The following is a 23,787-nucleotide window of genomic DNA, read 5'->3' on the forward strand; positions in this document are numbered from 1 at the left end:
CGCTAGGTGGCCAGGCAGCCCGGCCCGAGCAGGGCCTTGAGGTCGCCCATGAGCGCCGACGACGCTTCGACCCGCAGGCTGTCGTCGAGCTTGAGGACGGTGACCTTGCTGCCGGTGATGAGCCGCACGTGCACGTCGGACGAACCGGGATGGCGCGTGAGCACATTCTTGAGGGCACCGACCTTGTCGGGGGTGCACAACCGGGTGGGCATCGACACCGAGACCGGCTTCGCGACCCCGATCTGCGACAGGTCGGGGACGGCGAGATCGTTGGCGATCAGGGAGATCCGGTCGTCACGGATCGACACCCGGGCCTTGACCAGCACCACCGAGTCCTCCACGACGTCCATGCCGTAGACGGCGTAGGACTGCGGGAAGAACAGCACCTCGATGCCACCGGTGAGGTCCTCGAGCTGCGCGGACGCCCAGGCGAGACCGTTCTTGTTGATGCGCCGGTTCACCGAGGCGAGGATGCCGCCGACGGTGACCTGGCTGCCGTCCTTGAGCGCGCCTTCGAGGATCGCGGGGATCTGGGTGTCGGCCTGGGACGCGAGGACGTGCTCGACGCCATTGAGCGGGTGCCCGGAGACGTACAGGCCGAGCATCTCCCGTTCGAGGGCGAGGCGGTGCTTGGTGTCCCATTCCTCCTCGGGGATGCGGACGTTGAACACCGCGGCGACGGACTCGTCGGCGTCGTCGCCGCCGAACAGGTCGAACTGGCCGATGGCCTCGGCCTTCTTCGTGCTCATCACCGCGTCGATCGCGTCGGCGTGGACGAGCATCAATCCCTTGCGCGGGTGTCCGAGCGAGTCGAATGCACCTGCCTTGATGAGGGATTCGGTGACCTTCTTCGAACACGCGACGGTGTCGATCTTGTTGAGATAGTCGGAGAAGTCGGTGTAGCGGCCCTTCTCCTCCCGCCCCTTGATGATCGAGGCGACCACGTTCGTGCCGACGTTGCGGACGGCGCCGAGGCCGAACCGGATGTCCTCACCCACCGACATGAAGTTGGTGTGCGACTCGTTGACGTCCGGCGGCAGCACCGTGATGCCCATCTTGCGGCAGTCGGACAGATAGACCGCGGCCTTGTCCTTGTCGTCGCCGACGGAGGTGAGCAGACCGGCCATGTACTCGGCCGGGTAGTTCGCCTTGAGGTAGGCGGTCCAGAACGAGACCAGGCCGTAGCCGGCGGCGTGCGACTTGTTGAACGCGTAACCGGCGAAGGGCAGAACGGTGTCCCACAGCGCGGTGATCGCCGCCTGCGAGAAGCCGTTGTCCTTCATGCCCTGCGCGAAGCCGTCGTAGGCCTCGTCGAGGATCTCCTTCTTCTTCTTACCCATCGCGCGACGCAGCAGGTCTGCCTGTCCGAGCGAGTAACCGGCCACCTTCTGAGCGATCTGCATGATCTGCTCCTGGTAGACGATCAGGCCGTAGGTGTCGGCGAGGATCTCCTTCAGCGGCTCCTCGAGCTCGGGATGGATCGGCTTGACCTCTTGCCGCCCGTTCTTGCGGTCGGCGTAGTCGTTGTGCGCGTTCATGCCCATCGGACCGGGGCGGTACAGCGCGAGCACGGCGACGATGTCCTCGAAGCCGGTGGGCTGCATGCGGCGCAGCAGGTCGCGCATGGCGCTGCCGTCGAGCTGGAACACGCCGAGCGTGTCGCCGCGCGCGAGCAGTTCGTAGGTCGCCGGATCCTCCAGCGGGAGGGTGTCGAGGTCGAGATCGATCCCGCGGTTGACCTTGATGTTCTCGATCGCGTCGCCGATGACGGTGAGGTTGCGCAGACCGAGGAAGTCCATCTTCAGCAGGCCGATGGCCTCGCAGGACGGATAGTCCCAGCCGGTGATGATCGCGCCGTCCTGCGCGCGCTTCCACAGCGGGATCGCGTCCATGAGCGGCTCGGACGACATGATCACCGCGCAGGCGTGGACGCCGGCGTTGCGGATCAGGCCCTCGAGACCGAGCGCGGTGTCGTAGATCTTCTTGATGTCCGGGTTGGACTCGATCAGCTGGCGGACCTCGGCGGCTTCCTTGTACCGCTCGTGGCTCGGGTCGGTGATACCCGAGACCGGGATGTCCTTCGCCATGATCGGCGGAGGCAGGGCCTTGGTGATCTGGTCGGCGATCGCGAATCCGGGCTGGCCGAACTGGACTCGCGCGGAGTCCTTGATCGCGGCCTTCGTCTTGATGGTGCCGAACGTGATGACCTGGGCGACCTTGTCGTTGCCCCACCGCTCGGTGGCGTAGCGCACCATCTCACCGCGGCGGCGATCGTCGAAGTCGATATCGATATCGGGCATCGACACGCGCTCGGGGTTGAGGAACCGCTCGAACAGCAGACCGTGCGGGATCGGGTCGATGTTGGTGATGCCCATCGCGTAGGCGACGAGCGAACCGGCGGCCGAACCACGGCCGGGGCCGACGCGGATGCCGACCTCGCGGGCGTGGTTGATGAGGTCGCCGACGACGAGGAAGTAAGCAGGGAAGCCCATCTGGTTGATGACGCTGATCTCGTACTCGGCGCGCTCGACGTACTCGCGGGGCGGGCCGGCGGGGAAGCGACGATCGAGACCGCGCATGACCTCCTTGTGCAACCAGCTCGCCTGCGTCTCCCCTTCCGGCACCGGGAAGATCGGCATCCGGTCGCGGTGGGTCCACACGTCCTCGTAGGACTGCACCCGCTCGGCGATGAGCAGCGTGTTGTCGCACGCACCCGGCACTTCGCGGTCCCACTGCTCGCGCATCTCCTGCGCCGACTTGAGGTAATAGCCGTCGCCGTCGAACTTGAACCGGGTGGGATCGGAGAGGGTCTTACCGGTCTGGATGCAGAGCAGCGCCTCGTGGTTCGCGGCCGCATCCTTGGTGACGTAGTGGCAGTCGTTGGTCACCAGCGGCGGGATGTCGAGCTTGCGGCCGATCTCGATCAGACCCTCGCGCACACGACGCTCGATGGACAGGCCGTGGTCCATCAGCTCGAGGAAGAAGTTGTCCTTGCCCCAGATCTCCTGCCACTTCGCGGCGGCTTCGAGCGCTTCGCGCTCGTGGCCGAGGCGCAGGCGCGTCTGGATCTCGCCCGACGGGCAGCCGGTCGTGGCGATGATGCCCTCGTGATGGTGGGCGATGAGCTCTTCGTCCATACGGGCCCACTTGCCGAGCTGACCCTCGATCGATGCGAGGGAGGACAGCTTGAACAGGTTCCGCAGGCCCGTCGAGTTCTCGGCGACCATCGTCATGTGGGTGTAGGCACCCGAGCCGGAGACGTCGTCGGACTTCTGGCCGGGATCACCCCACTGCACACGCTTGGTGGAGAAGCGCGACTCCGGCGCGACGTACGCCTCGATGCCGATGATCGGCTTGATGCCGAACTTCTTGGCGACGTTGTAGAACTCGCTGGCGCCGTACATGTTTCCGTGGTCGGTCATGCCCACGGCCGGCATCCCCAGCCGTTCGGCCTCCTTGAACAACGGTCCGACCTTCGCGGCACCGTCGAGCATCGAGTACTCGGTGTGGGTGTGCAGATGAACGAACGAGTCAGCCACGCGTGCCTCTCCCGGGATGTCTGTGGGCAGAGACGAGTCTAAGCCGCGCGAGGCTCCGCAGTGACCACGGCACGCTGACGACGGGCCCGCACGAGCGCGTCCGTGCTGTACACCGCCAGGGCGATCCAGATCAGGACGAAACCGATCCACCGCGAGGCGGGCATGTCCTCCCCGAGCACCACCACACCCCACGTCATCTGCAGGCTCGGCGTGAGGTACTGCAGCATGCCGAGTGTCGCGAGCGGGACCCGTTGTGCGGCCGCGCCGAAGAGCAGCAGCGGCACTGCGGTCACCGGCCCCGCCGATACGAGCAGGGCCGTGTGATCCACGCCGTGCCCGAGGAAGGTGCCGGTGCCGGTCACCGCGAGGAAGATCACGTACCCGAGCGCGAACGGGGCCGCGACGATCCCCTCCCCTGTCAGGGACGTGCGCGGATCGAGCGGCACGATCTTCTTGATCACCCCGTAGGACGCGAAGGACAGCGCCAGGGTCAGGGCGATGATCGGCGGTCTGCCGTAGTCGACGGTGATGACCACCACCGCGCACACCGCGAGCACCAGCGCCGCGATCTGCGCCGGCCGCAATCGTTCCCGGAAGAACAGGACACCGAACACCACGCTGACGAGCGGGTTGATGAAGTAGCCGAGTGCGGTCTCCACGACCCGGCCCGAGACGACGCCGTAGATGTAGACGCCCCAGTTGACCGCGATCGCGGTGGACGCCGCGGCGACCAGGCCCCAGGTGCGGGCCGACAGGCCGCGCAGGGTGCGGAGGCGTCCCATGACGCCCAGTACGATCAGCATGAGCACGAGGGTCCACAGCACGCGGTGCGCGAGGATCTCGACGGCGCCGGCGGGTTCGAGCAGACCGAAGTAGGCGGGGAACAGTCCCCACAATCCATAGGCACCCAGACCGCACAGCACCCCGGTGCGCACGATGTTCCGCTGCCCCGAGTCGTTCCGATCCTCCGAGTCGCTCACCGGCTCACCCTACGGCTCCGCCGGTGCGCTGTCGTTCCGAGACACTGTCGTTCCGAGACGGGATCCACCGCACCGTCACACCTCCCCGTCGTCCGGGCCGGGCACGACCGTTTCGACGTGGGTGGGCAGCAGCGGGGTCACCGCGAAGCGTCCCGCGATCGCGTCTGCGGGCAGGACCTCCACGGCCCGCACGTCCGGGGCGTCGGCGACGGCCCGGAACTGTGAGGGAGTGCCACGGAGCACCGCCGCGACGACGCAGTCGCAGCCGTCGGCGAGCCGCTGCGCGGAGACCGCCCCGACCCGCGCGGCGCGTTCGGTCCCGAACTCCACCAGGCTCAGCCGGCCCGCGGCGACCGAGGGGGCACGACGTACCGCCTCCGGGTTCTCCGGCACCGCGACCGGCACCAGTGGTGTCTGGACGCGGTCGATCGGCACACGGAACAGCACCTGCGCCACGCGCACCTCGTCGGTGAGTTCGACGACCCGGTCGATGCCGACGGCGTCGGTGAACGACACCAGTCCCCAGTGCTCGAGGTCTCCGTCCGCTTCGGCCTCGGTCAGGCTGTCCGCGGCCCGTGTCAGATAGTCGGCGACCGCTTCCCCGTTGTCGGGACCGAGGGTGTCGCTGCCGACCGGGGCCGGCCGCGGCGGTGAGGTCCACCCGGCGACGAGCACGGCGACGACGAGAACGACGACCGCCGCCCAGGGCAGGACGCGTCCCATCGGTCAGGCGTTGCGCAACACGGCGAGCGCGTGTTCGAGATCCGGCGGGTACTTGCTGGTGATCTCGACCCAGTGCCCGCGCGTCGGGTGCGAGAACCCGAGGGTGCACGCGTGCAGCCACTGCCGTTCGAGACCGAGACGCGCCGCGAGACGTGGGTCGGCTCCGTAGGTGAGGTCGCCGCAGCAGGGGTGACGCAGTGCCGAGAAGTGCACCCGGATCTGATGGGTCCGACCGGTCTCGAGATGGATGTCGAGCAGGCTCGCGGCCTGGAACGCCTCGATCGTGTCGTAGTGCGTCACGCTGGGTTTGCCGTCGGCGGTGACCGTGAACTTCCAGTCGCTGCTGCGGTGGCGGCCGATCGGTGCGTCGATGGTGCCGCTGCTCGGGTCGGGATGCCCCTGGACGAGCGCGTGGTACCGCTTGTCGACCGTGCGTTCCTTGAAGGCGCGCTTGAGGACGGTGTAGGCGCGTTCGGACGTCGCGACCACCATGACGCCGGAGGTGCCCACGTCGAGCCGGTGCACGATGCCCTGGCGTTCGTGGGCGCCGGACGTGGAGATCCGGTAGCCGGCGGCGGCGAGGCCGCCGATCACAGTCGGTCCGGTCCAGCCGACGCTCGCGTGGGCGGCGACACCCACGGGCTTGTCGACCGCGACGATGTCGTCGTCGGCGTAGAGGATCTCCATGCCCTCGACGGGCTGGGCCTCGATGGTCAGGGGGCGGGGCGGCTCGGGCAGTTCCACCTCGAGCCAGGAGCCTGCGGACAGTCGGTCGGACTTGCCCACCGCAGCGCCGTCGACCACGACGGCGCCCTCCTCGGTGAGCGTGGCGACCACGGTCCGGGACAGACCGAGCAGGCGCGCGAGGCCTGCATCGACACGCATCCCGTCGAGCCCGTCGGGTACGGGCATCGCGCGGGTTTCCCTCACTGGTGTGATTCCTTTCTCGTTTCGTCCGCACCCGGCGCTGCGTCCCGGCCCTTCGAGGCACCGCCGTCGGGTTCGACGCCGAAGACGGTCAGGGCCACGAGCAGGATCGCTCCGCACACGATGGCCGAGTCGGCGACGTTGAACACCGGCCACCATCCGACCGACACGAAGTCGACGACGTGGCCCTGCAGCGGTCCGGGCGAGCGGAACAGACGGTCGGTGAGATTGCCGAGCGCTCCCCCGAGGACGAGGGCGAGGCCGAGCGCCCACCACCTCGATCTCAGGGTCCGGCCGATCTTCACGACGCCGACGACGACGGCGATCGCGACCAGCGTGAGCAACCAGGTCATGCCCGTGGCCATGGAGAACGCGGCACCGGGATTGCGGACGAGTGTCAGGGTGACCGTGTCGCCGACGATCGAGATCGGATCGGCTGGGTCGATGTAGTGGACGGCGAGCACCTTCGTCACCAGATCCGCGACGTAGACGACGAGCGCCACGAGCAGCAGCGGCCGCAGCATGCGGCGGCCGACGGAGGGGGACGGCTCGTCGGCACGACCGGGAACCGGCGTCTCCGCGTCGCGGTCGGGTCGGGAAGCTTCGTTCGTCACCGCTCCATCATCCCCTACCGGACGACCGCGGCGGTTCCCCCTCCCGTCGTGGCTACCCTGGGTGGCGTGCCTGCGCTGTCCAGATTCCCCCGCTCGGGGCCGTGTGCCCTCGCGGCTGTGCTGTCCCTCTCCGCTCTCGTCGCCGGTTGCGGTGGTCCTTCGGACGGCGCGCCCGCCGTCACGGCGGCGACATCGACGGAGGTGACGGTGCCGGTGTCGGCGGTGACCACGACAGTGCTCGACCCCGGTGCCGAACCCCGATCGGTGGTGCGGCTCGTACCGGAGGCCGGGGTGCAGCAGGGCGTCGTCCTCACCACCCGGTCCGAGGTCTTCCAGCGCGTCGGCGACGACCCGCAGCAGGACTTCTCCACTCCCGAGCTGACCCTTCCGCTCTCGGCGACGGTCGAGCGGGCGGTCTCCGACGAGGACCCGAGCACCGTGGTCGACATCACCGTCGGATCGGCGACGTCGCCGGACGAGACGCTCGGATCGGCACTGTCCGATGCCGAGGGTTCCGGAGCCGGACTGACGATCGGCCCCACCGGCGCGATCAGTGCGCTGCGCCTCGAGCCCACTCCCGATGCGGCGAATATCGCACGGTCGGCGATCGAGCAGGCCTTCTACCAGGCCGTCTATCGCATCGTCTCGTTCCCGGAGGAAGCCGTCGGGGTGGGCGCGGTGTGGGAGATCCACCAGCAGGTGATGAGCGCGGGCATCACCCTCGACCAGGTCGGGACGGCGACGCTCGTCGAGCGGGAGGACGACCGCATCACGGTCGACGTGAAGGTTGAACAGACACCGCGCGAGTCCACCTGGGTGCTGCCGAACGGGCAGGGCCGTCTCGACATCGAGCAGTACACGATGGCCGGTGAGGGGTCGATGACGATCGACGCGTCGCTCCCCCTGCCCGTCGGCGGGGAACTGACGGTGCGCGGCGATCAGACCTACGTCGAGCCGGACGGCGGAACGCGCCTGTCGCAGTCGCAGGTCGACCGGGTGGGCTGGAACACCTCGGATCAGTAGTCCGGGAGACGGACGAACACCGACGGCCGGCGCGGATGATCCGCGCCGGCCGTCGGTTCGTTCGGGACGAGTACTACATCACACGCAGGCCGGGGACTGCAGCTGCGCCATGTTGATGACGATGGAGCACGCGTAGTCCTTCGACACCTTCCAGGTGTCGTCCTCGGCGACGAAGTCGACCGTGCCGAAGGACGGCTGGTCGCTGCCCGCGAGCGCCATCTCGACACCGGCGGTGATCGTGCCGTTCTCGTTGTCGGTCACGTCGACGACGTTGACCTGCACACCGGCGTCGTTGGCCGCCTGGGCGACCATGTTGATCAGCTCGGGATCCTCCTCGGCACCCTGAACCAGGTCGGTCTTCTCGGCGGCCGGGACGCTCAGGTCGAAGGCGCGCGCGAGGTCGGCGTTGAGCTCCTCGACGGTGGGCACCGGCGGGTAGTCGACGGCCGGAGCCGCGGCGGTCGTGGTCGTGCTGGTCTTCGCGGTCGTCTCGGAGGAGCTACCGCCGTCGTCCGAGCTGCAGGCGGACATCGTGAGGGCGGCGGCGAGCGCCACGGTGGCGACGGTGATCTTGCGAAGCTTCAACTTCTCGTCCTTCTCGTTCGGTCGTGCACGATGTGTTCGTCGTGCTCGGTCATCCGGCAGCGGATCGCCCGCAAGAGTACCCGGCGGTAGTAAGAAGACCATGAGGGCGCCGGGAACATGTTTCAGTTCAGGCTCGCGAGCGGGTCGGCGACGGTGAGGTCGGGATCGTCCTCGTCGAGCGTCCGCGCTGGTCCCGGACCCGTGCTGCGTGTCTCGAAGCGGACGGTGACCACGCCGTGGCCCGCGCCCTGCACCCATCCGTGCCCGAATTCGGGATGGCAGACGTCGGCGCCCGGCGTCCACCGGGTGGCCGGCCCGCTCGCCACGACGCGCTCCTCGTCGTCCTCCTCGGCCGGTCCGATCTCCTCGGTCGTCGTCCGGTCGAGTTCGGGGAACAGGGTGTCCTGCGCGATCGCGGACAGACCCGCATACCCCACCCCGACGAGCCGGACGGGGCCGATCTCGAGGGGATCGAGCGCGAGGCGCTGGGCGGCGGCGGTGAGCACCTGCACGTCCTCGGTGGCGTAGGGCAGGGTCGACGACCGGGTGAGCACCGACATGTCGGCCTTGCGCAGCTTGAGCACCACCGTGCGGGCGGCACGCCCGTCCTTGCGCAGGCGTGTGTGCGCGGCGGTCGCGGACGCGGCGATCGCCCGCCGCAGTCCGGGCATCGCGACGATGTCCGTGGGAAAGGTGGTCTCGGCGCTGACCTGTTTCGCCTCGGCGCGTTCGGCGACGGGCCGGTCGTCGAATCCGTTGGCCAGCCGGTGCAATCCCGGTCCGATGGTGCCGCCGAGGATCGACGCGGCCTCGGCGACGGGCAGCGCCGCGAGATCGCCGATGGTCTCGATACCGAGTCGCCGCAACCGGTCCTCGGCCACCGGACCGATCCCCCACAGCTTGCGCACCGGCAGGCTGTGCAGCAACGGAAGCTCGCCTTCGGGCCGGACGACGAGCAGCCCGTCCGGTTTCGCGAGACCGGACCCGATCTTCGCGATCTGCTTACCCGATCCTGCTCCGATGGAGGCGACGAGACCCGTCTTCTCCCTGACGTGTTCGCGTAGCTCCGCACAGAAGCGTTCGACCTCGTCGGCGTCGGCGCCGGCCAGTTCGAGAGGCTCGGCGAACGCCTCGTCGAGCGAGAGGGTCTCGAGAATGGGGATCCGGGCGCGCAGGGTGTCGAAGACGAGTCCGCTCAGTTCGCGGTACAGGATTCCGCGCGGAGGCAGCACGACCGCCGCCGGTCCGACGAGGCGCCGTGCCCGGCTCATCGGCATGGCCGAGCGCGCACCGTAGACGCGAGCCTCGTAGCTCGCGCCGGCCACCACCCCGCGGGCACCGAGCCCACCGACGAGGACCGGCCGGCCCCGCAGGGTCGGCCGGGTCAACTGCTCGGCGGACGCGAAGAACGCGTCGAGATCCAGGTGCAACACCCAGCGCCGACTCACGGAAGCGGGCACGTGTCGAGACTAGTGCGCCGCACCCACACGTCCGGCGGGAGGCCGCAGACCGGTGCTTCCGGAAGGACGCTCGATCCTCCCGGAAGCACCGGCCCGGTCACGCCTTGACGATGGACGCGCGGGTTCCCTCGCCGAGTTCGATCGCCTCGCCCTCGGGGGCACCGAGTTCGAAGGTCGTGGCGAGGATCTCGCCGGCGATCAGATCCCGGTGGCGGGCAGCCCATTCGGCGCGTTCGGCGGGAACCTCGAACCGCACCGAGATGCGGTCGGAGACCTCCAGGCCGAGGTTGCGGCGCGCGTCCTGGAACTCGCGGATGCGGTCCTTGGCCCAGCCCTCGGCCTCGAGTTCCTCGGTGACGGCCGTGTCGAGGACCACCAGGCCGTTGCCACCCGGCAGCGCGGCGGTGGATTCCGGCTCGGCCGCGACCAGACGGCTGGTGTACTCCTCGGGCAGCAGGGCGATGCCGGCCGCGGTGACCGTGCCGTCCTCCGCCTGCGTCCAGTCTCCCGCCTTGACGGCCTTGATGACCGTCTGCACGTCCTTGCCGAGACGCGGACCGGCGGCACGCGCGTTGACGACCACCTCGAACCGGCCGTGGGCCTCGACGTCGTCGGTGGTCACGACCCGCTTGACGTTGACCTCGTCCTTGATGAGATCGACGAACGGATCGAGATGCGACGAACCAGGCGTCGCCACCGTCACCTCGGGCAGCGGCAGCCGCACGCGCAGCTTCTGGGCCTTGCGCAGCGACAGCACGGTCGAGCACACCCCGCGCACCTCGTCCATCGCCGCGACGAGCGCGGGATCCGAGGGCAGGTCGTCGGCCGCCGGCCAGTCCGCCAGGTGCACCGACCGACCACCGGTCAGACCCCGCCAGATCACCTCGGACGCCATCGGCAGCAGCGGCGCGGCCAGGCGCGTGACGACCTCGAGCACCGTGTGGAGGGTGTCGATCGCGTCGGTGTCCTCGTCCCAGAACCGGTTCCGCGAGCGGCGCACGTACCAGTTGGTCAGCGCGTCGCAGAAGGTGCGCAGCTCGTCGCACGCCCCGGCGATGTCTACGGTCTCGAGTGCCTCGGTGATGACGTCGCGGGTCTGCGCGAGCTTGGCGAGGATGTACCGGTCGAGCACGTTTGTCGAATCGGTCCGCCAGGTGCCCGGCTTCGACGCGTACAGCTGGAGGAAGCTCCACGCGTTCCACAGCGGCAGCAGCGCCTGCCGCACGCCCTCGCGAATACCCTGTTCGGTGACGACGAGGTTGCCGCCGCGCAGGATCGGCGAGGACATGAGGAACCAGCGCATCGCGTCGGAACCGTCGCGGGCGAAGACCTCGTTGACGTCGGGATAGTTGCCCTTCGACTTGCTCATCTTGAGGCCGTCATCGCCGAGAACGATGCCGTGGGCGGCAACGCATTTGAAGGCGGGACGGTCGAACAACGCGGTGGCCAGGACGTGAAGCGTGTAGAACCAGCCGCGGGTCTGGCCGTTGTACTCGACGATGAAGTCGCCCGGGTAGTGCGTGTCGAACCAGTCGCGGTTCTCGAAGGGATAGTGCACCTGGGCGAACGGCATCGAGCCGGACTCGAACCAGCAGTCGAGGACCTCGGGGACGCGACGCATGGTCGACTTCCCGGTCGGGTCGTCGGGATTCGGCCGGGTGAGTTCGTCGATCATCGGCCGGTGCAGGTCGGTGGGCCGCACGCCGAAGTCGCGTTCGAGTTCGTCGAGCGAACCGTAGACGTCGACACGCGGGTACTCCGGGTCGTCCGAGATCCATACCGGGATCGGGCTGCCCCAGTAGCGGTTACGGCTGATGTTCCAGTCGCGGGCACCTTCGAGCCACTTGCCGAACTGACCGTCGCGGATGTGCTCGGGCACCCACGTGATCTGCTGGTTGAGCTCGACCATGCGGTCGCGGAAACGGGTGACGGCGACGAACCACGACGGCACCGCCATGTAGATCAACGGCTGACCCGACCGCCACGAGTGCGGGTAGGAGTGCTCGATGGTCTCGTGCCGCACAAGCTTTCCGGCGGCCTTGAGGTCCTTGATGATGGCCGGGTTGGCGTCGAAGACCTGCAGACCCTCGTACGGCGGCACCATCGAGGTGAACTTGCCGCCCGGATCGAGCGGCTGGACGAGCTCGATGCCGTTGCGCTGGCAGTACTCCATGTCCTCTTCACCGAAAGCCGGTGCGAGGTGGACGATTCCGGTGCCGGACTCGGTGGTGACGTAGTCGGCGGCGATCACCCGGTGGGCGTTCTCGCGGCCGGTGAAGAAGTCGAAGGGCGGCTCGTAGGCGAGACCGACGAGGTCGGTGCCGCGGTAACGGCCGAGCACCTCGGGCTCCTCGCCGAGTTCGCGGGCGTAGTGGCCGAGACGATCCTGCGCGAGCAGGTAGGTCTTGTCGTCGGCCCCGCGCACGGCGACATACTCGATCTCGGGGTGCACCGCGATCGCGAGGTTGGACGGCAGGGTCCACGGCGTGGTGGTCCAGATGAGCGCGCACGCGCCGTCGAGTTCGGAGCCGGGGGCGCGCAGCACCATGTCGACGGTGACCGCCGGGTCCTGACGCATCTTGTAGGCGTCGTCGAGACGGGTCTCCTGGTTCGACAGCGGCGTCTGCTCGTACCAACTGTAGGGCAGCACGCGGAAGCCCTGGTAGATCAGGCCCTTCTCGTACAGCGACTTGAACGCCCACATGACCGACTCCATGAAGTCGAGGTCGAGGGTCTTGTAGTCGTTGTCGAAGTCGACCCAGCGTGCCTGGCGGGTGACGTAGTCGCGCCACTCACCGGTATAGCGCAGCACCGACTGCTTGCAGTAGGCGTTGAACTCGGCCACGCCCATCGAGTCGATCTCGGACTTGTCCTTGATGCCGAGCTGCTTCTCCGCCTCGAGCTCGGCGGGCAGGCCGTGGCAGTCCCAGCCGAAGCGACGGTCGACCTTCTTGCCGAGCATGGTCTGGAAACGCGGGACGACGTCCTTGACGTAGCCGGTGAGCAGGTGCCCGTAGTGCGGGAGTCCGTTCGCGAAGGGCGGGCCGTCGTAGAAGACGAACTCGTCGGCGCCGTCGCGGTTGCGCAGCGAGGCCTCGAAGGTGCCGTCGGAGGCCCATTGTGCGAGCACACATTCTTCGAGCGCCGGGAAGTCGACACCCGAATCGCGCGGCAGGTCGTAGTCGACGCGCGGATATCCGGCAGTACTGCCGGCGGTTGCTGCGGTGGGATCCGGTGCAGCGTGGTTCTCGGTCACAGCGTGGCTCCTCCGTGCCTGGATACGTCTCGGCACGGGGACGATCGCCGTGCGCGTGCACGGCCACCGCGGTACCACCCCGCTTGCTCGTCCGGGGGGACGGCCACTCGTTCGGGCTGTGACGGGCCCACCCGTCCGGTTCTACTGGGCGACCGGCAAGGTCGCCGTTCTTCCGGAGGCTCCCCGGTGATGGCCGGATCGACGCCGCCCGCGATCGCGGGATCGAGCTTCACGCTCGGTGATGCATATTGTAGGACGCTTCAGCGATCCGAAGAATTCCGGTCGCCGCGACGCCGGCGCGATGCACGCCGACCGGGACGTCCGCCCGAGGCTCCGGCCTGCCCGACGGAACGGGGATCGGCCCACTCACCTTCGGCCGAACTCCGTCCGCCGAGCGTGCTCGCCAGCAGGAGCACCGCTCCCACGACGCACACCGCGATACAACCCCATGCCCAGAGCACCGAACCGGTCATCAACGCGATCACGAGAAGACCGAATCCGACAGCTGCGAGTACCAGCGTGACGACGAGCACGACGCTCCTCCTCTACCGAGGTACAGCACCAGGCCGTACAGCACCAGCCGGAGAGACCGTCGGTCAGCTGTTGCCCTTCGCGAAGGACGACGATCCGAACGACGACGACGAGTTGGACTGGTTGAACACTTCCTGTCCACCGTCCACCGGAACGGCGGAACCGCGCTGCTCGAGCTCTTCGAGCTGCGACTCCAGATAGGACTTCAGGCGCACCCGGTATTCACGCTCGAACGTCTTGAGCCGCTCGATGCGCTCCTCCAGCACCGAACGCTGCTGGTTGATCGTGGCCATGATCTCGGTGTGCTTCTTCTCCGCGTCCGCCTGCAGCGCGTCGGCCTTCTCCTTGGCCTGACGCAGCTGGGTCTCCGAACGGGTGCGGGCATCGGCGAGCATCGCGTCGGACTTCTGCCGCGCGTCGGCGATCATCGCCTCGCTGCGGGTGCGGGCGTCGGAGACGAGCTGCTCGGAGTTGGTCCGAGCGTTGCGCACGAGCTCCTCGGCCTCGGCCTTGGCGTCGCCTGTGAGGCGGTCGGCCATCTCCTGCGCGAGCCCGAGGACCTTGGCGGCCTGCATGCTCGCGTCGCCGCTCGACGGCGCAGCGGCGACCGGGACGGGTGCCGGAGCCGGCGCCGGGGCGGGTTCCGGCTTGGGTGTCTCGACGACACGCGCGGGTTCGGGTTTGGACGGGGCCGCCGGCGCGGACGACGACGCGCTGCGCGGCGCCTTCTTGGCTTCGGCAAGCTCCTGGTCGAGTTCGGCGACCCGCTGACGCAGGTCGGCGTTCTCCTCGATGAGGTTCGTCAACTCCTGCTCGACGAGATCGAGGAAGGCGTCGACCTCGTCCTCGTTGTAACCACGCTTCCCGATCGGAGGCTTGCTGAACGCGACATTGTGCACATCAGCTGGTGTCAGCGGCATGGAAGGATCCCTTCACGCGTCGAGTAAGCGGTCAAGCAGGCGTTCTGAGTAATCGACAGTGCGTTACGCGTATCAAAACCCACTGTATATGGCACTCCATTGTGGCACACGGCAGCTCCGGGACGGCTCGACCCGACGTCCGACGCAGGCATCATGCTGCGCCGCCCCTGGGCAGGAATGCCATGAGGAAATACACGATGAACAGCAAGACCATGATGGACAGATCGAGCCGTACACCACCGAGATTGAGCGGCGGAATCAGTCTCCGCAGCAGCTTCACCGGCGGATCCGTGACCGTGAAGATCGCCTCGAGAACGACGACCACGAAGCCGGACGGCTTCCACTCCCGCGCGAAGGTTCTGATGAACTCGACGATGATCCGTCCGATCAGCAGAAGCCAGAAGATGAACAGCAGGAACCACAGCACCTCGAAAACGGCCACCTGCCCACAATGCCCGACGATGACGGGTCGATCAAAACCGAAACGCCCGGCCTGCAGTGATCTGCATCATGGCCGGGCGTGTCGGAACGCTCGAGGGACGGCGACGGGCATGCCGCGACGGACGTGCCGGGTGCACGCCCGCGCAGCGCGCGTCGACTACTGCTGGTTGTAGAAGCCGGTCTCGGCGATACGCCGCCGTTCCTCGGCGGAGACGTCGATGTCGGCGGGCGAGAGCAGGAAGACCTTCGTGGCCACCTTGTCGAACGAACCGCGCAGCGCGAAGGCGAGCCCGGCCGCGAAGTCGACGAGTCGCTTGGCGTCGGCGTTGCTCATCTCGACGAGGTCCATGATGACCGGCGTTCCGTCGCGGAAACGCTCACCGATCGTGCGCGCCTCGCTGTAGTCGCGGGGGCGCAACGTGGTGATCTTGGACAACGGACCTCCCTCGTCGAAGAGCGCACCACGCCGGGGCTCGGCGCGCTCGAGCCGGCTCTCCGCCGTCAGTGGTGCACGGCTGGGAACCGCGCGGGCCGGGGTGGGCGCCGGACGGGGACTGCGAGCGGTGATGGGTTCGACCCGCGGACGCGGTGCCGGCTCGTACCGGTCGAACTCGTCGTGCTCGAACTCGCGAACCGGTTCCTCGCGGTGCGACGGGGCGTACTCGTCGCGATGCGACGGCGCGTACCCGCCATAAGTGGCCTCGCCGTAGTCGCGATCACGGTCGCGGCGGCCACTCGCCGGATCGTCGAGGTACTCGTCCTCGTAATCCTCGAGCGGCACCATCCCGAAGTACGCCTTGAACTTGTGGAGTGTGCTCATCGATCGCCTTTCCCTCGCGCGGCGGATGTCATTCAGGCTAACGGTCGATACCCCAAGACCGCCGTTCCGACACGCACGCACGTCGAACCCCATCGAACCGCGTGCTCGAGGTCACCCGACATGCCCGCGGACAGCTCCACCGCCGCCGGGTGGTCCTGCAGCAACCGTGCATGCATGGCGTGAAGCTGCTCGAATGCCCGCTCGGGCTCCCACCCGAGCGGCGGCACTCCCATCAAGCCTCCGAGTTCGAGGACCTCGGACGCGGCGACCGCCTCGGCGAGGGCGGGAAGATCCTCGGCGACCACGCCGCCGCGCTCCCGGTCGCCGTCGAGGCTGACCTGCAGCAGTGCCCGCAGCGGTACGGTGCGTTCGCCGGTGTCGAGGGCGGCCCGCGCCCCCTTCTCGAAGGCCTGCACGAGACGGAGACTGTCGACCGAGTGCACCGTGTGCGCCCAACGGGCGACGGCACGGGCCTTGTTGCGCTGCACCCGACCGATCATGTGCCACTCGACCGGCGCGTCGACGCTCTCCCGGAACACGGCGATCTTCGCGCTCGCCTCCTGCTCGCGGGACTCGCCGAAGCGTTCGCATCCCAGCTCGTGGAGGAGCACGGCGTCGGAGGCGGGAAAGAACTTGGTGACAGTCAGCAACGCGACGTCCGACGGATCGCGTCCGGCGGCGCGCGCCGCGGCGTCGAGCCGCTCGCGTACGGCGGCGAGACGTCCGGCGAGTTCGTCGCGCCGCTCCTCGGAGGTGGGGGGGCTCACGCCGTTCCCTCCTCGCCGGCCTCCTCGAGCCAGACGACCGAGGCGAACCGCCCCGTGGGTGCCGAACGCCGGTGGCTGAACAGCGAGGTGTCCTCGATCGTGCAGCGCGGATCCTCCACCACGGCGGTCACGCCGTGATCGGCGAGCTGGCGGCGCAGTCCGGCACGCAGGTCGAGTCCGGGAGTACCGCGGTTCGTGCGGGTCGCGCTGCCGGGCAGGTGTGCCTCGACATCGGCCCTCATCGCCGCGGGCACCTCGTACTGCCGGCCACTCGCGGCCGGTCCGAGCAGCGCACCGATGCGATCGGGGCGGGCGCCGAGATCGACCATGACGTCGAGCACGCGCGGGAGGATCCCGATGCGCGCCCCCACCCGGCCGGCGTGCACCGCGGCGACCACCCCGGCCACCTCGTCGGACAGCAGGATCGACACGCAGTCGGCGCTGAGGGTCACGAGCGCGAGCCCGGTCTCGCGGGTGACGAGCGCATCGGTGGCGGGAACGGGTTCGGACACCGGCGCGTCGACCACGGTGACGTTGCGGCTGTGGATCTGTTCCATCCAGACGAACCGCTCGGGCGGCAACCCGATGACGGACGCGAGCCGCCGCCGGTTGGCAGCGACTGCGGCCGGGTCGTCACCGACGTGATCGGCGAGGTTGAAACTGTCGTACGGAGCTGCGGACACCCCGCCGGCTCGTGTGGTCACGACCCGGCGGGCGCGCAGCAGGCGGTGCGGAGCCGTCAACGGCGCATGAAGATCGGCACGTCGACGTCGTCGTCACCGTCGTCGTCGATGTCCACGCTGCGGGGTGCGTTGCCGCCTCCGGCCGGCGGCTGGCTGCCGACGGGGGGCTGCTCGCGCACGGGGGTGGTTTCGACGGTCTCGCGCTCGGGACGGCCGAGTTCGCCGGCGCGCGCGACGCCGATTGCACCGGGCCGACCGGCCGGCTGCTGCTGCTGCTGCGGAGGCTGCTGTTGCGCCTGCCCCTGCTGCTGCTGGCCGACCTCGACGGGACGGCGGGCAGGCGTTCCGCCCTCGAAGCCCGCGGCGATGACGGTCACGCGGACCTCGTCGCCGAGCGAGTCGTCGATGACCGTGCCGAAGATGATGTTGGCGTCGATGTGCGCGGCCTCCTGCACGAGCGAGGCAGCCTCGTTGATCTCGAACAGGCCGAGATCGGATCCGCCGGCGATCGACAGCAGCACGCCGCGCGCGCCTTCCATCGACGCCTCGAGCAGCGGCGAGTTGATAGCGGCCTCCGCGGCCTTGATCGCACGCCCCTCGCCGCGCGACGAGCCGATGCCCATCAACGCGGAGCCGGCACCCGACATGACGCCCTTCACGTCGGCGAAGTCGACGTTGATCAGACCCGGTGTGGTGATGAGGTCGGTGATGCCCTGGACACCATTGAGGAGCACCTCGTCGGCGGAGCGGAAGGCGTCCATGAGACTGACGGCGGCGTCGCCGAGCTGGAGGAGCCGGTCGTTGGGGATGACGATGAGCGTGTCGCAGGACTCGCGCAGCGTCTGGATGCCGGTGTCGGCCTGACTGCCGCGGCGCTTGCCCTCGAACGAGAACGGACGCGTGACGACACCGACGGTGAGCGCGCCGAGCTTGCGGGCGATGCTCGCGACGACGGGAGCGCCGCCGGTACCGGTTCCACCACCCTCGCCTGCGGTCACGAAGACCATGTCGGCGCCCTTGAGTACTTCTTCGATCTCGTCCTTGTGATCCTCGGCGGCCTTGCGGCCGACCTCCGGGTCTGCGCCGGCGCCGAGTCCGCGGGTCAGTTCGCGGCCGACGTCGAGCTTGACGTCGGCATCCGACATGAGCAGGGCTTGCGCGTCGGTGTTGACGGCAATGAACTCGACTCCCTTGAGTCCCTGCTCGATCATGCGGTTGACCGCGTTCACGCCGCCACCGCCGATACCGACGACCTTGATTACGGCGAGGTAGTTGTGCGGGGGCGTCATGTGCTCTCGCCTTCCTGAAGTTCCGGGTGGTGCATGGTGTCCGGGTGGTGCTGGGTCTGGGTCTGACTCGATGTCGGTCACGTCCGCCGGTCGGGCGGACGGCTCCGCAGCGCGCTGCCCCGACAAACCCTCAACCACAGCTTGAAGGTTATGTCAAGTAACGCGACTGTCCGAAACGCTATGGCACGGGTACCGAGATTAGCCAGTAGACGCGCCGGACACGCCGGACGAATTTCGTCGATCCCTCACCTCACCGTCGGCAGGTCGGGACTCGCCACGTCGAATCGCTCCCCCGGCTGTGTCAGCAGCGGGCCGACGACCGCCGCCTTCCGCTCGGAACGATCGGTTCCACCCCACACCACGACACGCCCGTCGGTGAGGACGATCGAGATGTCGGACGGGGAGGGCGCTTCGACCGTCTCCACCTGCACGCGCAGGTCGGGCGGTAACTTGTCGAGCACCTCCACGGCGGCGCGGGTCGCGGGATCGCCGGTGCCCGGCGTCGGAGTGACGAGACGGGGAGTGAACATCGGAGGCGGCTCGACCGCGAAGTCCACTCCCTCGATGTCGACAGAGTGGGTGCCGTCGGGGGCGTCGAAGAAGACCATCGCCTCGCGCTCGGTCACTGTCACCCGGACGGTGGAGGGATAGACCCGCTGGACCCGGGCCGACGCCGCACGCGGAATCGTCGCGACCCGCTGGGCCGCCGCGGCCGTGTCGACCCGGAGCAGCGGCGTGCCCTCGGCGACCGCGAGCGCGTCGACCACCTCGTCGTAGGTGACGACCTCGATCCCGTCCACCTCGATCACCCGCACGGACAGCAACGGCGACAGCCACGCCACCGCGATGGCGCCGAGGAACACCGCGACGACAGCCGCCCCTAGCAGTACCGTCCGCAGGCGCACCGACCGCCCGGACGGGCGGCGGGCAGTGCTGCGTTCGCGGGCTTCATCGGGCTCACGCGGTTCGCGTGACGGTCGTCCGCGACGGCGGCGCGACGAGACGGCGGCGGGCGTCACGAGCTGATCGGTCCCGGTCCGGAACCGCCGGGTGCGCGGAATCCGCCGGGCTCGGGAGCCGCCCCGGCCGGACGGAAGCGACCCGGTTTGCTGTGGAGCGCGTCGAGGATCTGCCGGCCCAGCATCGTGACGTCACCGGCACCCATCGTGATCACGACATCACCCGGCCGGGTCAGACGCGCGACCTGCCGCGGCACCGCGGACAGATTCGGCTGGTAGTGCACAGGCTTGCTCACCGCCCGCGCGACCAGCGCACCGCTCACACCCGGGATCGGTTCCTCCCGGGCGCCGTAGACGTCGAGCACCACGACCTCGTCGGCGAGGTCGAGAGCCTGCCCGAACTCGGTGGCGAACGCCTCGGTGCGCGAGTAGAGATGCGGCTGGAAGACGACGATCACGCGGGGCCGTTCGGTGCCCGTCTCGGTGTAGCGCAGCGGCTCTCCCGCCACGAGTTCGGCCGCGGCCGCAAGGACCGCGCGGACCTCGGTGGGATGGTGGGCGTAGTCGTCGAACACCCGCACACCGTGTTCGCGGCCGGTGTACTGGAACCGCCGGTGCACACCACCGAAACCGGCGAGGCCTTCCATCGCCTCGTCGACCTGCGCTCCGGCTTCGAGCGCGGCGAGCAGCGCGGCGAGAGCATTGAGCGCCATGTGCCGGCCGGGGACGGACAGTCGCACGGTGCGCGGCGAATCCTCACCCGCGAGGTGGAACTCGGCGACGCCGCCGACATCCTTGGCCTCCCAGCCGAGCAGCCGCACCCCGACGGGAACGCCGCGGTGGTCGCCCACGGTGCCGATGACGTCGGCGGTGCCGTAACCCTGCACCCGCAGGTCGTCGCGGCCGAGGGCGACGACGCGCTCGGCGAGGGCCGCCGAGCCGGGGTCGTCGAGGCAGACGACGAGCAGGCCGCCGGGGGCGATGCGGGCGACGAACTCGTCGAAGACCGCCGTGTACGCCTCCGGCGTGCCGAAGTAGTCGAGGTGATCGGCCTCGATGTTCGTGACGATCACGGTGTTCGGGTCGTACTGCAGCAGCGAGCCGTCGCTCTCGTCGGCTTCGGCGACGAAGACGTCCCCGCTGCCGTGGTGGGCGTTGGTCCCGGATTCGTTGAGTTCACCGCCCACCGCGAAGGACGGATCGAGGCCGCAGTGCTGCAGCGCGACGACGAGCATCGACGTCGTGGAGGTCTTGCCGTGGGTGCCGGAGACCAGGAAGGTGCGGTTCCCTCGCATCAGCGAGGCGAGGACCGCGGGTCGCAACAGGATCGGGATGCCCCGCTCGCGGGCGGCGACCAGTTCGGGATTGTCCTTCGGGATAGCCGCGAACGTTGTGACCAGGGCGGTAGGACCACCCTCCAGCAGGTCGAGAGCCTCGGCGGCGTGGCCGATGCGGACCTGCGCGCCGCGGGCCCGCAGCGCGAGCACACCGCGGCTCTCCTTCGCGTCGGAACCCGATACCTGTCCCCCACGGGCGAGCAGGATCCGGGCGATGCCCGACATCCCGGCACCGCCGATACCGACCATGTGCACCCGCTCGAGTTCGGCGGGGAACTGCGCACTCATCGTTCACTCCTGTTCGGTTCCACTCCGGCAACCTCGAGCACTATGCGCGCCATCTCGTCTGCGGCGCTGCGGTGACCAGCGGCCGCGGCGCTGCGCCCCATCTCCACGAGTCTCCGCTCGTCGCCGAGCAGCGACACCACTTCCGTGGCGACATAGTCCGAAGTCAGGTCGCCGTCGGCGACGATCCTGCCACCGCCGGCCTCGACGACGGGGCGGGCGTTGAGCTCCTGTTCACCATTCCCGTGCGGGAGCGGCACGTACACGGCGGGCAGACCCACCGCCGAGACCTCCGCGACCGTCATGGCCCCGGACCGGCAGACCACCGCATCGGCGGCGGAGTACGCGAGGTCCATCCGTTCGAGATAGGGCACGGTGACGTACGGGGCGCGGGCGTGACCGACATGGGCGGGGATGTCCACGGTGTTCTTCGGTCCGTGCGCGTGCAGCACCGCGATGCCGGCCTCCGCGAGTGCCGAGGACGCGCCGGACACGGCCTCGTTCAGCGAGCGTGCACCCTGCGACCCACCGAAGACGAGCAGCACGGGTACGTCGTCGGGCAGACCGAAGTGCCGGCGTGCCTCCGCGCGCAGCCCGGCGCGGTCGAGACCGGTGATCGACGAGCGGACCGGGATCCCCACGATCTGCGCGTCACCGCGCCGGACGATTCCCGAGCGCGGGACGGCGGCGAGCACGCGCTCGGCCCGCAGGGCACCGATGCGATTGGCGATGCCCGCACTGGCATTGGCCTCGTGGACGACGACCGGGATGCGCCGGCGTCGACGCAGCGGACCGGCTCCGGCCGCGAGATAGGCGGGCAACGCGACGTCCCCGCCGAAACCGACGACGACGTCGGCGCCGACCTCGTCGAGGATCTGCCTGGTACGGCGCACCGACGAGACCACCCGGCCGGGAAGTCTCAGCAGGTCCACCGTCGGCTTGCGGGGCAGCGGCACCGGCGGGATGAGTTCGAGGGGATATCCGCGGCGCGGCACCAGCGTCGTCTCGAGTCCCCGTTCGGTGCCGATCGCGGTGATCCGCGCGTCAGGCACGAGTGCGCGAACGGCGTCGGCCACCGCGAGTGCCGGTTCGATATGACCGGCCGTGCCGCCTCCGGCCACCACCACCGACAGTGCCGGCCTCTCCCCACTCACCTACGGTTCCCTCTCTCTCCGCTTCGTCCGTTCGATCCGCGTGTCGTGCGGTTCGTCTGCTGCCGGCCGCGAGCCGGTTCGCGTGCAGGTTGTGCACGCCGGGCCCGGCCGGTCCCCTCCCGGGGTTCAGTCCGGCCTGCCGATGTCCGGCGGTCCGTCGCGGCTCCCCGTTGCCGCTCGTTCGGTGCGGGGGACTGCCGCTTGCGCGATCCCCCACCTTTCGACGCGGGGCGGGCACTGCGCTCGGGCGCCGCGGCCCGCGCTCGCGGCTGTCGTGCTGCGACCGTACGCGCCGCCGAGGAGCGACCGGCCCGGTAGGCCTCCGGCTTGCGCAGGCGCAGCAGCCGCGCGAACCGGCCGTCCTGACCCGCGTGCAGCGCGGCGATGGCCTCGGGTTCGTGTCTGGCTGCGTTGGCGATCAGGCCGAACATCAGCAGGGTGGTGGCCGTCGAGGTACCACCGGCCGACACGAGCGGCAACTGCAGGCCGGTCACGGGCAGCAGTCCCACGACGTAGCCGATGTTGATGAAGGCCTGGCCGATGATCCACGTCGTCGCCGTCGCAGTGAACAGGCGCAGGAAGGGGTCGGCCGAGCGCATCGCGATCCGCAGTCCGACATAGGCGAACAGACCGAACAGGCCGATGACGGCCACTCCACCGAGGAAGCCCAGTTCCTCACCGATGATCGCGAAGATGAAGTCGTTGTGGGCGTTGGGCAGATAACTCCACTTCGCGCGGCTCTGACCGAGCCCGCGACCCCACAGGCCGCCGTCCGCGAGGGAGAACTTCGCCTGTCGCGCCTGGTAACCGGCACCCTGCGGGTCGTCGCCGGGGTTGAAGAAGGCCCGCACACGCTGCGAGCGATAGCCGGCCGTCAAGGCCAGGATCACCGCGAGTGTGGCGGCCGTGCCGACGATCCCGAGGAACACCTTGAGCGGCAGTCCCGCGAACCACAACAGGGCGATCACGATGATCACGATCGAGACGGTGGTGCCGAGGTCGGGCTGGAGCACGATCAGGCCGGTCACGAGCAGGGCGGCCGGGACGAGCGGGACGAGCATCTCGCGCAGCGTCGAGTTCTCCCCACGCCGGGAGGCGAGCAGGTGCGCACCCCACACGGCAAGGGTGATCTTGGCGATCTCCGCCGGCTGCAACGAGATACCGGCGATGACGAACCACCCCCGGGTGCCCTGCGAGACCGTACCGATGCCCGGTATGAGCACGAGCACGAGCAGCACGACCGAGAACGCGAACGCCGGGAAGGCGAAGCGTCGCATCACCCGGACCGGGATCTGCAGCGCGATGTAGAAGATCACCATGCCCAGGACGGCGAAGATCGCCTGGGAGGTGAACAATCCGTAGGCCGATCCCGCCGCGGCCACCGCGCCGACGCTCGACGACGACAGCACCATGACGAGGCCGAGCACGGTGAGCAGGACGGCGATCGTCACCACGAGATGGAAGGACGCGAGCGGTCGCGCCATCCAGGCCCCG

At 69.0% G+C, this 23,787-nt stretch carries 20 protein-coding genes; 1 reads left to right on the forward strand and 19 read right to left on the reverse strand.

Annotation, left to right across the window (positions count from 1 at the left end):
• Positions 1 to 2: 2 nt before the first annotated feature.
• From dnaE to lspA, 5 genes are all read right to left on the reverse strand, one after another.
• Complete coding sequence (gene dnaE / locus IM25_RS19685; protein WP_019289741.1) at positions 3 to 3,539, reverse strand: DNA polymerase III subunit alpha; 3,537 nt, start codon at positions 3,537 to 3,539, stop codon at positions 3 to 5.
• A 38-nt stretch (positions 3,540 to 3,577) separates the two neighbouring features.
• On the reverse strand, positions 3,578 to 4,519 hold the full coding sequence (rarD, locus tag IM25_RS19690) for an EamA family transporter RarD (protein ID WP_442971515.1): 942 nt from the start codon (positions 4,517 to 4,519) through the stop codon (positions 3,578 to 3,580).
• Positions 4,520 to 4,594: 75 nt separating this feature from the next.
• Positions 4,595 to 5,242, reverse strand: coding sequence for a hypothetical protein (locus IM25_RS19695; RefSeq protein ID WP_033097612.1), 648 nt, complete (start codon positions 5,240 to 5,242; stop codon positions 4,595 to 4,597).
• Between the two features lie 3 nt (positions 5,243 to 5,245).
• A complete protein-coding gene (locus IM25_RS19700; protein ID WP_174247134.1) occupies positions 5,246 to 6,154 on the reverse strand; it encodes an RluA family pseudouridine synthase in 909 nt (302 codons plus the stop codon).
• 14 nt (positions 6,155 to 6,168) lie between these two features.
• The gene (gene lspA, locus IM25_RS19705) at positions 6,169 to 6,783 is read right to left on the reverse strand and encodes a signal peptidase II (RefSeq protein ID WP_033097611.1); all 615 of its coding nucleotides are present in this window, start codon (positions 6,781 to 6,783) and stop codon (positions 6,169 to 6,171) included.
• A 66-nt stretch (positions 6,784 to 6,849) separates the two neighbouring features.
• Here lspA and IM25_RS19710 point away from each other — a divergent pair, with 66 nt between their 5' ends.
• The gene (locus IM25_RS19710) at positions 6,850 to 7,806 is read left to right on the forward strand and encodes a hypothetical protein (protein WP_033097610.1); all 957 of its coding nucleotides are present in this window, start codon (positions 6,850 to 6,852) and stop codon (positions 7,804 to 7,806) included.
• Positions 7,807 to 7,884: 78 nt separating this feature from the next.
• Here IM25_RS19710 and IM25_RS19715 read toward each other — a convergent pair whose 3' ends face one another.
• The 14 genes from IM25_RS19715 to ftsW all read right to left on the reverse strand — a co-directional run bounded on the left by IM25_RS19715 (position 7,885) and on the right by ftsW (position 23,777).
• Positions 7,885 to 8,391, reverse strand: coding sequence for a hypothetical protein (locus tag IM25_RS19715; RefSeq protein ID WP_033097609.1), 507 nt, complete (start codon positions 8,389 to 8,391; stop codon positions 7,885 to 7,887).
• Positions 8,392 to 8,513: 122 nt separating this feature from the next.
• Positions 8,514 to 9,824, reverse strand: a complete 1,311-nt coding sequence (locus tag IM25_RS19720; RefSeq protein WP_033097608.1) for a DNA polymerase IV — start codon at positions 9,822 to 9,824, stop codon at positions 8,514 to 8,516.
• 124 nt (positions 9,825 to 9,948) lie between these two features.
• Positions 9,949 to 13,107 carry an isoleucine--tRNA ligase gene (gene ileS, locus IM25_RS19725; protein ID WP_033097607.1) on the reverse strand — a complete coding sequence of 1,053 codons (3,159 nt, stop codon included), beginning with the start codon at positions 13,105 to 13,107 and terminating at the stop codon, positions 9,949 to 9,951.
• Between the two features lie 260 nt (positions 13,108 to 13,367).
• A complete protein-coding gene (locus IM25_RS19730; protein ID WP_006554130.1) occupies positions 13,368 to 13,640 on the reverse strand; it encodes a hypothetical protein in 273 nt (90 codons plus the stop codon).
• A gap of 63 nt (positions 13,641 to 13,703) precedes the next feature.
• Positions 13,704 to 14,558: a DivIVA-like cell division protein Wag31 gene (gene wag31 / locus IM25_RS19735; RefSeq protein WP_006554131.1), complete on the reverse strand. Its 855-nt coding sequence runs from the start codon at positions 14,556 to 14,558 to the stop codon at positions 13,704 to 13,706.
• Between the two features lie 151 nt (positions 14,559 to 14,709).
• A complete protein-coding gene (locus IM25_RS19740; RefSeq protein WP_006554132.1) occupies positions 14,710 to 15,000 on the reverse strand; it encodes a YggT family protein in 291 nt (96 codons plus the stop codon).
• Between the two features lie 156 nt (positions 15,001 to 15,156).
• Entirely contained in the window at positions 15,157 to 15,819 is a 663-nt protein-coding gene (locus IM25_RS19745; RefSeq protein ID WP_006554133.1) for a cell division protein SepF, read from the reverse strand.
• A gap of 32 nt (positions 15,820 to 15,851) precedes the next feature.
• Positions 15,852 to 16,586: a YggS family pyridoxal phosphate-dependent enzyme gene (locus IM25_RS19750; protein ID WP_033097606.1), complete on the reverse strand. Its 735-nt coding sequence runs from the start codon at positions 16,584 to 16,586 to the stop codon at positions 15,852 to 15,854.
• On the reverse strand, positions 16,583 to 17,329 hold the full coding sequence (pgeF, locus tag IM25_RS19755; protein ID WP_033097605.1) for a peptidoglycan editing factor PgeF: 747 nt from the start codon (positions 17,327 to 17,329) through the stop codon (positions 16,583 to 16,585). The genes IM25_RS19750 and pgeF overlap by 4 nt, the downstream gene beginning before the upstream one ends.
• Positions 17,326 to 18,558: a cell division protein FtsZ gene (ftsZ, locus tag IM25_RS19760; RefSeq protein WP_033097604.1), complete on the reverse strand. Its 1,233-nt coding sequence runs from the start codon at positions 18,556 to 18,558 to the stop codon at positions 17,326 to 17,328. Before ftsZ ends, pgeF begins: the two co-directional genes overlap by 4 nt.
• 245 nt (positions 18,559 to 18,803) lie before the next feature.
• Positions 18,804 to 19,577, reverse strand: coding sequence for a cell division protein FtsQ/DivIB (locus tag IM25_RS19765; protein WP_006554137.1), 774 nt, complete (start codon positions 19,575 to 19,577; stop codon positions 18,804 to 18,806).
• Positions 19,574 to 21,142 (reverse strand): UDP-N-acetylmuramate--L-alanine ligase, encoded by a 1,569-nt coding sequence (murC, locus tag IM25_RS19770; RefSeq protein ID WP_065996281.1) that lies wholly within the window; start codon positions 21,140 to 21,142, stop codon positions 19,574 to 19,576. The genes IM25_RS19765 and murC overlap by 4 nt, the downstream gene beginning before the upstream one ends.
• Complete coding sequence (gene murG / locus IM25_RS19775; protein WP_037216831.1) at positions 21,139 to 22,293, reverse strand: undecaprenyldiphospho-muramoylpentapeptide beta-N-acetylglucosaminyltransferase; 1,155 nt, start codon at positions 22,291 to 22,293, stop codon at positions 21,139 to 21,141. The genes murC and murG overlap by 4 nt, the downstream gene beginning before the upstream one ends.
• A complete protein-coding gene (gene ftsW / locus IM25_RS19780) occupies positions 22,290 to 23,777 on the reverse strand; it encodes a putative lipid II flippase FtsW (protein ID WP_050993496.1) in 1,488 nt (495 codons plus the stop codon). Before ftsW ends, murG begins: the two co-directional genes overlap by 4 nt.
• Positions 23,778 to 23,787 lie beyond the last annotated feature (10 nt).

Source organism: Rhodococcus sp. p52 (assembly GCF_000763325.2).
Classification (GTDB): Bacteria; Actinomycetota; Actinomycetes; order Mycobacteriales; family Mycobacteriaceae; genus Rhodococcus; species Rhodococcus pyridinivorans.

Coding starts and splice junctions, on each gene's coding strand:
- ftsW (WP_050993496.1), bottom strand. CDS start 23,777: ATGGCGCGACCGCTCGCGTCCTTCCATCTCGTGGTGACGATCGCCGTC.
- IM25_RS19695 (WP_033097612.1), bottom strand. CDS start 5,242: ATGGGACGCGTCCTGCCCTGGGCGGCGGTCGTCGTTCTCGTCGTCGCC.
- ftsZ (WP_033097604.1), bottom strand. CDS start 18,558: ATGACGCCCCCGCACAACTACCTCGCCGTAATCAAGGTCGTCGGTATC.
- IM25_RS19745 (WP_006554133.1), bottom strand. CDS start 15,819: ATGAGCACACTCCACAAGTTCAAGGCGTACTTCGGGATGGTGCCGCTC.
- IM25_RS19700 (WP_174247134.1), bottom strand. CDS start 6,154: ATGCCCGTACCCGACGGGCTCGACGGGATGCGTGTCGATGCAGGCCTC.
- murC (WP_065996281.1), bottom strand. CDS start 21,142: ATGAGTGCGCAGTTCCCCGCCGAACTCGAGCGGGTGCACATGGTCGGT.
- wag31 (WP_006554131.1), bottom strand. CDS start 14,558: ATGCCGCTGACACCAGCTGATGTGCACAATGTCGCGTTCAGCAAGCCT.